The organism is Streptomyces aculeolatus (assembly GCF_020400605.1).
Classification (GTDB): Bacteria; Actinomycetota; Actinomycetes; order Streptomycetales; family Streptomycetaceae; genus Streptomyces; species Streptomyces aculeolatus.
On record NZ_JAINRD010000004.1, the window covers coordinates 91840 to 104716 of the forward strand.

The window sequence follows — 12877 nt, forward strand, 5'->3', positions numbered from 1 at the left end:
AGGCCCCACGCGCCCGCCCGGCCGGACCGGTTCCACGCATGCAGAAGCGGGCTCCGGCACCCGACGGCCGGAGCCCTCCGCGTCTGCGGTGCGACCGGGGAATCAGTCCAGGTAGCCGCGGAGCTGGTCCGCGAAGGCGTGGTCGCGCAGCTTGTTGAGGGTCTTGGACTCGATCTGCCGGATCCGCTCGCGGGTCACGCCGAAGATGCGGCCTATCTCCTCCAGCGTCCGCGGCCGGCCGTCGATCAGTCCGTACCGCAACTGCACGACCTTGCGCTCCCGTTCGCCCAGCGTGGACAGCACCGCCTCCAGGTGCTCGCGCAGCAGCAGGAACGCCGCGGACTCCACGGGCGAGGCGGCGTCGCCGTCCTCGATGAGGTCGCCGAGCGCGACGTCCTCCTCCTCGCCGACCGGCGCGTGCAGCGACACGGGCTCCTGCGCCAGCCGCAGCACCTCGCTCACCCGCTCCTCGGGCAGCCCGAGGTGGGTGCCGACCTCCTCGGGCGTCGGCTCGTAGCCGCGCTCCTGGAGCATGCGGCGCTGGACCCGCACGACCCGGTTGATCAGCTCGACGACGTGCACGGGGACGCGGATGGTCCGCGCCTGGTCGGCCAGCGCGCGGGACATGGCCTGGCGGATCCACCAGGTCGCGTAGGTGGAGAACTTGTAGCCGCGGGCGTAGTCGAACTTCTCCACCGCGCGGATCAGCCCGAGGTTGCCCTCCTGCACCAGGTCGAGCATCGTCAGCCCGCGGCCCACGTACCGCTTCGCGACGGAGACGACGAGCCGCAGGTTCGCCTCGATCAGCCGGCGCTTGGCCATCCGGCCCAGCACGACGAGCCGGTCCAGGTCCAGCGCGAGCTGGGTGACCAGGCCGGGGTCGGCGGCGAGCTTCTCCTCGGCGAACAGCCCGGCCTCGACGCGCCGGGCCAGCTCCACCTCCTCGGCGGCGCTGAGGAGCGGAATCCGGCCGATCTCGCGCAGGTACTGCCGGAACAGGTCGGAGGTGGGCCCGCCGCGGTCGGGCCGCACGGCGGACGCCGGCGGCGGCGCGGGCGCCGGCTCGCTCCCGGCACCGGGCTCGTCGAGCCCCGCCGGAGCCCCGTTCGGCAGGGTCAGGACGTCGGGCGCACCCTCGCGCCCGGCCCGTACGGAAGTCTTGAGGGTCTGGGTCTGCACGGGGGCGACCTCCAGGGTGGTCACTGCCGGTTCGGGGACGTGGGGCAGCGGAACGGCTGCGGCGTACTCGCCGCCTTCCGTCCCGATCGTGGATAGCGGATCCCTGGCGGCTTGACGCCCCTTCCGGGCCGAACCGCCACGCTCCGAGGACTCAGGCACCGCCCCCAGTGTGGGGTACGACACAGGCCTGGCAGTAGGGTCGTGCGACCACATTTTGTGCCCGGCCCGTGACCGGATGGTTACGCAACGGACGAATGTGCACGCTCGGGGCAGCCCACATCCCCGCGGACTGTGACAGTGCCGTCACATGTTGAAGGGATGGGCCACCGGGCCGCGTTCCCCGCGGGGGCGTCAGAGCGCCGCCGCGCCGCGGGCGCGGAGGGATTCCCGGTACTGCTGGAGCGTCCACAACTCGCGCTGGGCCGACTCGAACCGGTCCGGCGGGCCCTGGGCGCCCAGGCGGTGGACCGTACTGCGGACGTCGTCGATGCGGCGGTCGACCGCGGCCAGGCGGACGCCCGCGAGTTGCTCGCCGGCGTAGATCGCGTCCGGCTCGCGGCGGCTGCGCGGGGGCTCCACCGCCAGTTCCGTGATGAGGGAGCGGACGCCGTCATCGGGGGCCGCGTCGCGGACGCGGGCCAGGTAGGCGGCGCTGTCGGCCGCGGCGGCCACGCCGCCGGCCGCCTCGATGGCGGCGCGGACCGTCGCGTACGGTGCGGCGGTGAACTCGTCGGCGAGGTAGGCGTCGAAGGCGGGGGCGACCAGCTTGGGGTGCTGGAGCGCGAGCTTCAGCAGCTCGCGCTCGCGGTGCAGCGCCGGGGTCCTCATGTACAGCGCGGGGCCGCCGGCGGCGCCCCCGGCGGGTGCGGGACCGGACTGCCGCGGGCCGGCGGCTCCGGGGCCCGCCTGCGGCGGAACACCGCCGCGGACCTGCGCCTGGCCCTGACCGCCCCGGCCCCGGCCCGCGCCGCCCTGCGCCGCGTACCGCGCGAGCTGCCGCACCCGGTTGGTCACGAACCGTTCGTCCAGGATCCCCAGCATCCCGCCCAGCCGCACCGCGTAGTCGTGCTGGATCGAGACGTCCTTGATCCGCGCCACCACGGGCGCCGCCTGCTCCAGCGCGGCGGAACGGCCCTCCGCCGTATCCAGGTTGTGCTGCTTCACGAACGAGCGGATCGCGAACTCGAAGAGCGGCGAGCGCTCCTCGATGAGCTGCCGCACCGCCTCGTCGCCCTTCGCCAGCCGCAGGTCGCACGGGTCCATGCCGCCCGGGCTGACCGCGATCGACGTACGGGCCGCGAACTTCTGGTCGTCCTCGAACGCACGCAGCGCCGCCTTCTGGCCCGCCGCGTCGCCGTCGAACGTGAACACCACCTCGGAGCGCGAGTTGTCCGTCAGGACCCGGCGCAGGATCTTCACGTGCTCGCCGCCGAACGCGGTGCCGCACGTCGCGATGGCGGTCGTCACCCCGGACAGGTGGCAGGCCATCACGTCGGTGTACCCCTCCACCACGACCGCCCGGCCCTGCTTGCCGATGTCCCGCTTGGCCAGGTCGATCCCGTACAGCACCTGGGACTTGCGGTAGATCGGGGTCTCCGGCGTGTTCAGGTACTTGGGGCCGTTGTCGTCCTCGCGCAGCCGGCGGGCGCCGAAGCCGACGACCTCGCCCGTGATGTCCCGGATCGGCCACATCAGCCGCCCCCGGAACCGGTCGATGGGCCCGCGGCGGCCGTCCTGGGAGAGCCCGGAGAGCGTCAGCTCCTTGTCGGTGAAGCCCCTGCCGCGCAGGAAGCGGGTGAGGTGGTCCCAGCCCGCCGGCGCGTACCCCACGCCGAAGCGCTCCGCCGCGGCCTGGTCGAAGCCGCGCTCCGCCAGGAACCCGCGGCCGATCTCCGCCTCCGCGGAGCCGAGCTGCTCCGCGTAGAACTGCGCGGCGACCTTGTGCGCCTCCAGCAGCCGGGTGCGCTCGCCCTGCTGCCTGCCGGGGGTGTAGCCCCCCTCCTCGTACCGCAGGGTGATGCCGGCCTGGGCGGCGAGGCGCTCGATGGTCTCGGAGAAGGACAGGTGCTCGACCTTCATGACGAAGTCGACCGTGTCCCCGCCCTCCTGGCAGCCGAAGCAGTGGTACAGCCCCTTGGCCGGACTCACGTGGAAGGAGGGGGACTTCTCGTCATGAAAGGGGCACAGGCCCTTCAGATTGCCCCCGCCGCCGGGGCGGAGCTGCAGGTACTCGGAGACCACGGCGTCGATCGGAACCGCGTTCCTGACCGTCCGCACGTCGTCGTCGTTGATCCTGCCTGCCACGAGTGCAGTCTACGGCCGGGCGCCGACACCCCCACCCCCGCCGCGGCCGGCGGGACCGCCGCCGCGGCGTACGGGCAGGACCGGTGCCCGGGCGGCGGATCAGGTGTCCGCCTCGCGGGCGCAGGGCAGCACGGCGGCCACCGCGAAGCCGGACGCCGCCGTGCGGTGGCCGGCGTCCAGCAGACCGCCGACGCTGCGGGCGCGTTCGCGCATCCCGGCGATGCCGTAGCCCTCGCGGCGCGCCCCCGCGGGCACCAGCGGCTGCCCGCCGCCGGCCGGGCCGTCGTCGGTGACGCGGACCGACAGGGCCTTCGCGTCCTCGTCGTAGCCCACCTCGACCAGCACCCGCACCCCGGGGCCGGCGTGCTGCACGGCGTTGGTCAGCGACTGCTGCACGATCCGGTACGCGGCCGCCCCCACCGCCTGCGGCACCTCCAGCTCCGCCCCGACCGCCAGCTCCACCCGCGCCCCGCCGGACTGCGCCGCGTCGGCCAGCCCGTCCAGGCCCGCGAGACCCGGCAGCGGCCCCGTCCCGTCCTTGCCGCCCTCGCCGGCGCGCAACACCTGGAGCGTCGTACGCAGCTCGGCGCGGGCGTCCCGGCAGGTGCCGGCGATCCCGTCGAGCGCCTCGGCGACCGCCTCGCGGTCCAGCCGGTCCGGGTCGGAGACGACGAGGTGGGCGGCGACGGAGGTCTGCACGCCGATCAGCGTGATGCTGTGCGCCAGCAGGTCGTGCAGGTCGCGGGCGATGCGCAGCCGCTCCTCCGCCACCCGCCTGGCCGCGGTCTCCTCCCGGGTGCGCTCGGCCCGCTCGGCCCGTTCGACGATCGCGGAGAGGTAGTTGCGGTGGACCCGTGCGGCCTCGCCGAAGAGGGCGACGGCGATGACCCAGCCGGAGATCCGCAGGATGTCCATGACCCGGCTCATGTCGACCGTCGTCAGCACCCCCATCAGCCCGCCGAGCAGCCCGCCGACGACCAGCGCGGTACGCAGCCGGGGCCCGGCGAAGGCCAGCGAGTAGACGGCGACGACGGTGGCGGGCACCGGCGCGTGGTGGGCGTTCTGCAGTGCGTGGTACGGGAGCTGGAGGACGATCACCGCCGCGAACGTCGCCATCGGCGCGGGCCGCCGCCACGCCAGCGCGGTGCAGGTCGCCACGAGCAGCACCCAGCCCGGCAGGTCCGGCCGGTGGGCGCCCACCTCGACCTCCGCCAGCAGCGCGAGCCCCGCCGACATCGCCGTCACGGCCGCCGCCAGCGCCAGGTCCCTGCCCGGCGGTACGACGAACCGCCCCTGTACGGATAGCGGTGGCCCCATGCGGTTCTTCCTCACCCGGACGGCCCGGTCGTGTCGTTCCGGGTGCGCCCCGGGGCGACGGTGGCAGCCCCGCCGGGCGGCTTCGCGGAGAGGCGTGCCGCCCGGCGGGGCAGGGTCCACGGGCTCCGGCCGGGGGAACCGGAGCCCGCAGGCTGGTGGGTGGCGCAGCGCACCGGCGGCCGTCCGCCACCCGCCGCGGACCCGGCCGGGGGGTGCGGGCCCGCAGGAGTGGAGGACGCGCCGCCGCTGCCCGGTCACCTCCCCACCCGTTTCGGGACGACTGCGTGTCGTGCGCTCGTACGAGTCCAGCCTCCCGGCCGGCGCGGCGGGTGTCCTCGATCCCGCGACCGAGACCGGCACTACTGCCCCGGGCGACACGGAACGGCCGCTACTCCCCGGGGAGTACGCGCAGGTGGTACCGGCCGCGGGTCAGGCGCCGGGCGCGAGCTCGGCGGCCATCACGATGTGCGGGCCGACGCCCTCGATGTCGAACTCCGCCTCGGCGGGCGGGCGTCCGGGCACCAGCACGGAGTGGCGCAGTGTGAAGATCTCGGCGACGTACCCGGGCGGTGCGGATGGCCATGCAGAGGATAGGCCGGGGCCGCCGGGAGGGGGCGTGCCGCCCGTACGGCGCGGGCTCGGACGCACGCGTCGCGGGCCCGCGACCGTCGCGTACCCGGTCGCGGGCCCGCCGCGGCGCTCTCCGCGCGCCCTACGCGATCAGGTCCCCCAGCGGCACCGCCGGGTCGCCCAGGCGGTCCGCGTCGACCGCGGCGCCGGAGCGGATCAGGTTCTGGATGCCCTCGGTGACGTCCCACACGTTCATGTTCATCCCGGCGAGCACCCGGCCGTCCTTCAGCCAGAAGGCGATGAACTCCCGCCGCCCCACGTCCCCGCGGGCAACCACCTGGTCGTACGAGCCGGGCGGGGCGTACCCCGAGTACTCCAGGCCCATGTCGTACTGGTCGGAGAAGAAGTACGGCACCCGGTCGTACGTGACGTCCTGCCCGAGCATGGCGCGGGCCGCGGCCGGGCCGCCGTTGAGCGCGTTCGCCCAGTGCTCCACGCGCAGCCGGCCGCCGCCGGCGGAGCCCGCGGCGGGGTGGAGGAAGGCGGCGACGTCGCCGGTGGCGTAGACGTCCGGGTCCGAGGTGCGCAGCGAGGCGTCGGTGGCGATGCCGCCGCCCTCCGCGGGCGGCACCACGTCGAGCCCGGCGGCCTCGGCGAGCGCGGTGCGGGGGGCGGCGCCGATGGCGGCCAGCACGTCGTGCGCCGGGTGCTCCTCGCCGTCGTCGGTGAGCGCGGCGAGCACCATGCCGTCCCTGCCCGTGATCTCCGTGAGGCGGGCGCCGAAGTGGAACTTCACGCCGTGCTCGCGGTGCAGGTCGGCGAAGACCTGGCCGATCTCCGGGCCGAGCACCTTGTGCAGCGGGGTGGCCTCCGGCTCGACGATCGTGACCTCCGCCCCGTACGAGCGGGCGGCCGCGGCCACCTCCAGGCCGATCCAGCCGGCGCCGGCGATGACGAGCTGGCCGTTGTCCCGGCCGAGGGCGGCGAGGACGCCGCGGAGCAGTTCGGCGTGGGCGAGGCGGCGCAAGTGGTGGACGCCGGCGAGGTCGGTGCCGGGGATGTCGAGGCGGCGCGGCTCGGCGCCGGTGGCCAGGAGCAGCTTGTCGTAGTGCACCCGGGTGCCGTCGCCGAGGGTCACGGTCTTGGCGGCGCGGTCCAGCGAGGTGACGGTCTGGCCGAGGTGCAGCTCGACCTCCGCCTCCGCGTACCAGCCGGGCGGCTGCGCGAAGACGCTGTCGCGCTCTTCCTTGCCGAGGAGGTAGCCCTTGGACAGCGGCGGTCGCTCGTACGGGTGGTCGCGCTCGTCGCCGATGAGGATGACCCGGCCGGTGAACCCTTCCGATCGCAGCGTCTCTGCCGCTTTCGCACCGGCCAGTCCTCCACCGACGATGACGAACGTCTGATGTGCGTCGACCACTTCACGCCTCCTAGCTCCCTGGCCCCGACCATCCATTTTGCCGTGTCCCCGGCCGCGTTGCCGCACCGTGAGCCTCCCGCACCGGGGTACGGGGGCGGAAGGGGCAGGCGCGCCAGGGCTGGGTGGGCGGGCGGGGTGGCGGACGGGACGGGCGGCCCGGCCGGCCGGGCGGACCCGGCGGCGGCGCCGGGGCGGGTGAGGGGGAAACGTGCTGGTGGGGGCGGTGGTGGGCGGGTACGGGGGCGGGGGTGCGGCCCGGTGCGTGACCGGGGGCGCTCCCGGCCCGCTCCCCGCCCCCGTGCCCGACGACGCGCCGGTGGCCGGATCTCGCCGTTCACCCCGTCAGCCGCGCGTGCAGCCGCCGCGCCGCCGCGTCCGTCAGCGCCGCGATCTGGTCCACCACCGCCCGCAGCCGCCCCGCGTCGTCCGCCGCCTCCTCGTACAGCGCCCGGAACTGCGGGTCCAGCCCCGCGGGCGCCCCCGCCGTCAGCGCCCCGGCCAGCTCCCCCAGCACGACCCGCTGGTCCGCCCGCAGCCGCTCCTGGTCCGGCCGCTGCATCACGAACCGGTCCGCGACGGCCTTGAGCACCGCGCACTCCAGCCGCTCCGCGCGCGGCACGATCAGCTCGGCCGCGTAGCGGGACAGCGGGCCGGTGCCGTACGCGGCGCGCGTGGCGCCCTCGGCGGCGAGGCAGAAGCGGCCGATGAGCTGGCTGGTTGCGTCCTTGAGGCGGGCCTGCGCGGCGGCGGTGCCGTCGTAGCCGTGCGGCCACCACTCCTGGGCGAGCAGTCGGTCGAGGGCCTCGGCGAGTTCGGCGGCGTCCGCGCCCGGGGCGTAGCGGGCGGCGGCGACGGCGAGGACGTCGGCGCGCTCGGGTCCGGCGAGCAGCACCGCGGGGTCGAAGTGGCCGGCGTGCAGGCCGTCCTCGACGTCGTGCACGGAGTACGCCACGTCGTCGGACCAGTCCATGACCTGCGCCTCGAAGCAGGTGCGGCCCGCGGGACCGCCGGGCGCGCCCGCGCGCAGCCAGTCGAAGACCGGCACGTCGTCGGGGTAGACGCCGAACTTCACGGCGTCCGGCCCGGCCGGGTGGCCGCCGCGCGGCCAGGGGTATTTGGTGGCGGCGTCCAGGGCCGCCCGGGTGAGGTTGAGCCCGACGGGCCGGCCGCCGTCGGTGAACCGCTTGGGCTCCAGCCGGGTGAGCAGCCGCAGCGACTGCGCGTTGCCCTCGAAGCCGCCGCAGGGCGCGGCCAGCTCGTCGAGCACCTGCTCGCCGTTGTGCCCGAACGGCGGGTGCCCGAGGTCGTGCGCGAGGCACGCGGTCTCGACGAGGTCGGGGTCGCAGCCGAGGGCCGCGCCCAGCTCGCGGCCGACCTGGGCGCACTCCAGCGAGTGCGTGAGGCGGGTGCGGGGCGTGGCGTCGGCGAACGTCACGGCCTGCTCACCGCCGCCGTCGCCCGCGTCGCCCTCCCCGCCGCCGGCGCCGGGCGTGACGACCTGGGTCTTGCCGGCGAGCCGGCGCAGCGCGGCGGAGTGCAGCACGCGGGCGCGGTCGCGCTGGAAGGCGGTGCGGCCGGGGCGCTTGTCGGGCTCGGGGGCCCAGCGTTCGAGGTCGGCGTCGGTGTACCCCATGCACGGAACGGTAACCGGGGCGCCGCGCGGGAGGCGCCCGCGGTACGCGCCCGGGCACCCGGGTGCGTACCCCCTACGCCGCCACCTCCGCGATCCGCACCTGGTAGGCCGGCACCGCCACCTCGTCGTCGTCCAGGCAGCGCCCCGTCGCCAGGTCGAAGCGCTGCTTCAGCAGCGGGGACGCCACGAACGGCCGGCTCCCCTGCGGGGAGGGCGCCGATCCCACCAGCCCCCGCGACAGCACGTACGCGCCGGTGAAGGGGTCGCGGTTGCCGATCGCGTAGGCGTCGCCGGTGCGGCCGAGGAAGACGGCGGCCTGCGTGCCGTCCGGGAGCAGCGCGGCGACGCCGCGGCCGGGGGTGAGCACGCCGAGGTCGCACACCGGGTGCCAGCCGGCGGCCGTGCGGATCTCGACGCGCAGCACGGTCCGCGCGGGCGCGTACGCCGTGGTGGTCATGCGGGGGCTCCTTCCAGCGTCCCGCGCACCGGGATGGCGGGTCCTGACAGCAGGGTGAGGTCGGGCTTGACCTGGTCGCGCTCGGGGACGAACCGCACGGAGGGGTCCGGCACGCCCGGCGCGTTGACGAACGAGACGAAGCGGGCGAGCCGCTCCGGGTCGGCGAGGGTGGCGGCCCACTCGTCGCGATAGTGCGCGACGTGTGCGGCCATCTGCTCCTCCAGCTCGGCGGCGATGCCGAGCGAGTCGCCGACGACGACGTCCCGCAGGTGGCCGAGGCCGCCCTCCAGCCGCTCCAGCCAGACGGAGGTGCGCTCCAGCCGGTCGGCGGTGCGGATGTAGAACATCAGGAACCGGTCGACGAGCCGTATCAGCTCGTCGTCGGCGAGGTCCTGGGCGAGCAGGTCGGCGTGGCGGGGGGTGGCGCCGCCGTTGCCGCAGACGTACAGGTTCCAGCCGGCGGCGGTGGCGATGATGCCGAAGTCCTTGCTCTGCGCCTCGGCGCACTCCCGCGAGCAGCCGGAGACGGCGGCCTTCAGCTTGTGCGGCGAGCGCAGCCCGCGGTAGCGCAGCTCCAGGTCGATCGCCATGCGGACGCTGTCCTGCACGCCGTAGCGGCACCAGGTCGACCCCACGCAGGACTTCACGGTGCGCAGCGCCTTGCCGTAGGCGTGCCCGGATTCGAACCCGGCGTCGACCAGGCGGGCCCAGATCGCCGGGAGCTGGTCCACGCGGGCGCCGAAGAGGTCGACGCGCTGGCCACCGGTGATCTTCGTGTAGAGCCCGAAGTCGCGCGCCACCTCGCCGAGCACGATCAGCTTCTCGGGGGTGATCTCGCCGCCGGGCACGCGCGGGACGACGGAGTACGAGCCGTTGCGCTGGAGGTTGGCGAGGAAGTGGTCGTTGGTGTCCTGGAGGGCGCCCTGCTCGCCGTCGAGCACGTACCCGTCGGCGCCGATGACGGGCGCGAGGGAGGCGAGGATCGAGGCGACGGCGGGCTTGCAGACCTCGCAGCCGTCGCCGCTGCGGGCCTCCTCGCGGCCGTGCTCGTCGAGGAGGCGGACGTAGGAGCTGATGCGCTTGACGCGGACGATCTCGTACAGCTCGGTCCTGGTGTGGGCGAAGCAGCGGCACAGGCCCGTGTCGACGGCGACGCCGCGGGCCGCCAGCTCGTCGTTGACGAGGGCGGTGAGGACCTTCTCGCACGAGCCGCAGCCGGAGCCGGCGCGGGTGCACTTCTCCACCTCGCGCACGGTGGTGCAGTCGTGGTCGGCGACGGCGCCGCGGACTGCGGCCTTGGTGACGTTGTGGCAGTTGCACACGACGGCGTCGTCGGGCAGCGCGGCCGGCCCGAGGGCGGCGGGGGCGCCGGCGCCCGGGGGCAGCACGAGCTGCTCGGGCGGTACGGGCGGCACGCTGCCGGTGAGCGGGCGGAGCACGCCGTACGCGTCGGTGTCGCCGACGAGGACGCCGCCGAGGAGGGTGCCGTCGCGGTCGACGACGAGCTTCTTGTACAGGCCGGCGCGGGAGTCGGAGTAGACGACGTCGAGGCAGCCGTCGGCGGCGCCGAGGGCGTCGCCGAAGGAGGCGACGCCGACGCCGAGGAGCTTGAGCTTGGTGGAGGTGTCGGCGCCGGTGAAGGTCTTGGCGACCGCGGCGGGCGCCGCGGGGGGCGCCGGTGCCGGTCCGGCCGCGATCGCGGCGGCGGCGGTCTCCGCCATCTCGTACCCGGGCGCCACCAGCCCGTAGACCCGGCCGTCCGCGGCCTGCGCGCACTCCCCGATGGCGTAGACCGCCGGGTCGGAGGTCCGGCACCGCTCGTCGACGGCGATGCCGCCGCGCTCGCCGACGTCCAGGCCCGCCTCGCGCGCGAGTCCGTCCCGCGGGCGGACCCCGGCGGAGAAGACGACGAGGTCCGCGGCCACGGCCGAGCCGTCCGACAGCTCCATCCCCGCCACCGCGCCGGCGGCGTCGGTGCGGATCTCCTTGCCCGCGACGCCCGTGTGCACGTCGAGCCCCAGGTCGCCGATGGTGCGGCGGAGCGCGGCACCGCCGCCCTCGTCGACCTGGACGGGCATCAGCCGGGGCGCGAACTCCACGATGTGCGTCCGCAGCCCCAGCCCCTTGAGGGCGCCCGCCGCCTCCAGCCCGAGCAGCCCGCCGCCGACGACGACGCCGGCGGTGGCCCCCTGCGCGTAGGCCTCGATGGCGAGGACGTCCTCGATGGTGCGGTAGACGAAGCAGCCGCGGGCGTCCTTGCCGGGGACCGGCGGGACGAAGGGGTACGAGCCGGTGGCCAGCACCAGCACGTCGTACGCGACGGTGCGGCCGGCGGCGGAGGTGACGGTGCGCGCCGCGCGGTCGACGGCGGCGGCGGGGTCGCCGACGTGGAGTTCGATGCCGTGCTCCGCCATGAAGCCCGCGGGGGTGACGGAGAGCCCGTCGGGGGTGGTGCCGGAGAAGTAGGAGGTGAGGTGCATGCGGTCGTAGGCGGGGCGGGGCTCCTCGCAGAAGACGACGACGCGGGCGCTGTCGGTGACGCGGTGCTCGGCGAGGGCTTCGAGGAAGCGCTGCCCGACCATGCCGTGCCCGACGAGCACGATGGTGCGGGGCGGGTGGGCCGTGGTGGCCGTGGTCGTGGGAGCCATCGTCAGGAGCCTCCGAGGTGGTCGGTGAGCAGATGGTGCAGCGGAGTGCCGGCGGGCAGCGGTGCGCCGCCCTCCCAGGCGCGGGCGAGGGCGCCGACCGGGCCGAGGTCGCCGACGAGGATGCCGCCGACGAGGCGGTCGGCGCGGACGACGACCTTGCGGTAGACGCGGCGGGTGGCGTCGGCGAGGTGCACGACGTCGTCGCCGGGCGCGGGCTCGGTCTCGCCGAAGGCGGCGAGGTCGAGGGGGCGGTCGGCGGCGGGCAGGGTGAGCCGGGTCAGCGCGCGGGTGCCGGTGTAGCGGGGTGTGTGGCCGGCGGGGCCGGTGAGGATGCGGGCGAGCAGGTCGGCCTGTTCGAGGGCGGGGGCGGCGAGGCCGTAGAGGACGCCGGCGTGCTCGGCGCAGTCGCCGATGGCGTGGACGGCGGGGTCGGTGGTGCGCAGCTCGTCGTCGACGACGACGCCCTCGGCGACACCCAGCCCGGCGTCCCGGGCGAGCCCGGCCCGGGGCCGGACCCCGCAGGCGAGCACGACGAGGCGGGCATCGAGGACGTACCCGTCGGCCAGCTCGACCCCGGTGACGGCCCGGACCGCGCCGGGGGGCGGCGGACTCGTCCGCACGCCCCGTACCCGGCAGCCGGTGTGCACCTCCACGCCCAGTTCCTCCAGGTGCCCCCGCAGCAGTCCGGCGGCGGCCGGGTCGAGGTGCCGCTCCATCAGCCGCTCCCCCTGCTGCGCCAGCACCACCCGCGCGCCGCGCAGCGCCAGCGCCCGCGCCGCGGAGACCCCGAGCAGCCCGCCGCCCACGACGACCGCCGCCGTGCCCGCGGTCGCCGCCTCCGCCAGCGCCAGGCAGTCGGCCAGCGTGCGGAAGGCGTGCACCCCCGCGGGCAGCGCGCCGCCGGCCCCGCCGGAGAGGCCGCGCAGCGGCGGCAGCACCGGCGCGGCGCCGGTGGCCAGGACCAGCACGTCGTACGGCACCGCCCGCCCGTCGTCGCACCGCACCCGGCGCGCGGCGCGGTCGACGCCCACCGCGCGCACGCCGCGCAGCGCCCGGACGGCGGGGGCCGCCGGGAGGTCCGGGAGGCGGATGACGTCGGGCGCGTAGCGCCCGGCGAGGACGTCGGCGAGCAGCACCCTGTTGTACGCGGCGTGCGGCTCCTCCCCCACGAGCGTCACCCGGTCCCCGGCGGCGGCGAGTTGCCGGGCGAGCCGCGTACCGGCCATGCCGCCGCCGACGATCACGGCGCGGCGCCCCTCGGCGGGGCCGGCGGCTGCGGCTGCGGGCTGGCTCATGAGCCCACCCTCGGGCGGCGCCGTTACCCCGCCGCATCCCTCCGGTTTCCGCCGCGC

The 12877-nt window shown here is 75.9% G+C and carries 8 protein-coding genes; all 8 read right to left on the minus strand.

What is annotated here, in order from left to right; genetic code table 11:
- Window positions 1-102: 102 nt before the first annotated feature.
- Complete coding sequence (locus LG396_RS09135; protein ID WP_078572846.1) at window positions 103-1203, minus strand: RNA polymerase sigma factor; 1101 nt, start codon at window positions 1201-1203, stop codon at window positions 103-105.
- Between the two features lie 327 nt (window positions 1204-1530).
- Entirely contained in the window at window positions 1531-3483 is a 1953-nt protein-coding gene (dnaG, locus tag LG396_RS09140) for a DNA primase (protein ID WP_225794342.1), read from the minus strand.
- A gap of 99 nt (window positions 3484-3582) precedes the next feature.
- The gene (locus tag LG396_RS09145) at window positions 3583-4800 is read right to left on the minus strand and encodes a sensor histidine kinase (protein ID WP_225794343.1); all 1218 of its coding nucleotides are present in this window, start codon (window positions 4798-4800) and stop codon (window positions 3583-3585) included.
- Between the two features lie 712 nt (window positions 4801-5512).
- Window positions 5513-6787 carry an NAD(P)/FAD-dependent oxidoreductase gene (locus LG396_RS09150; protein WP_225794344.1) on the minus strand — a complete coding sequence of 425 codons (1275 nt, stop codon included), beginning with the start codon at window positions 6785-6787 and terminating at the stop codon, window positions 5513-5515.
- A gap of 334 nt (window positions 6788-7121) precedes the next feature.
- Window positions 7122-8420 (minus strand): deoxyguanosinetriphosphate triphosphohydrolase, encoded by a 1299-nt coding sequence (locus tag LG396_RS09155; protein WP_225794345.1) that lies wholly within the window; start codon window positions 8418-8420, stop codon window positions 7122-7124.
- A gap of 73 nt (window positions 8421-8493) precedes the next feature.
- Entirely contained in the window at window positions 8494-8877 is a 384-nt protein-coding gene (nirD, locus tag LG396_RS09160) for a nitrite reductase small subunit NirD (protein WP_037749229.1), read from the minus strand.
- Window positions 8874-11525 (minus strand): nitrite reductase large subunit NirB, encoded by a 2652-nt coding sequence (gene nirB, locus LG396_RS09165; protein ID WP_225794346.1) that lies wholly within the window; start codon window positions 11523-11525, stop codon window positions 8874-8876. The genes nirD and nirB overlap by 4 nt, the downstream gene beginning before the upstream one ends.
- A gap of 2 nt (window positions 11526-11527) precedes the next feature.
- Window positions 11528-12820, minus strand: coding sequence for an NAD(P)/FAD-dependent oxidoreductase (locus tag LG396_RS09170; RefSeq protein WP_225794347.1), 1293 nt, complete (start codon window positions 12818-12820; stop codon window positions 11528-11530).
- Between the last annotated feature and the right edge of the window lie 57 nt (window positions 12821-12877).

What these genes read in the sequence shown, in the direction of transcription:
- LG396_RS09145 (WP_225794343.1), bottom strand. Translation starts at nt 4,800, where the DNA reads ATGGGGCCACCGCTATCCGTACAGGGGCGGTTCGTCGTACCGCCGGGC.
- LG396_RS09155 (WP_225794345.1), bottom strand. Translation starts at nt 8,420, where the DNA reads ATGGGGTACACCGACGCCGACCTCGAACGCTGGGCCCCCGAGCCCGAC.
- nirD (WP_037749229.1), bottom strand. Translation starts at nt 8,877, where the DNA reads ATGACCACCACGGCGTACGCGCCCGCGCGGACCGTGCTGCGCGTCGAG.
- nirB (WP_225794346.1), bottom strand. Translation starts at nt 11,525, where the DNA reads ATGGCTCCCACGACCACGGCCACCACGGCCCACCCGCCCCGCACCATC.
- LG396_RS09170 (WP_225794347.1), bottom strand. Translation starts at nt 12,820, where the DNA reads ATGAGCCAGCCCGCAGCCGCAGCCGCCGGCCCCGCCGAGGGGCGCCGC.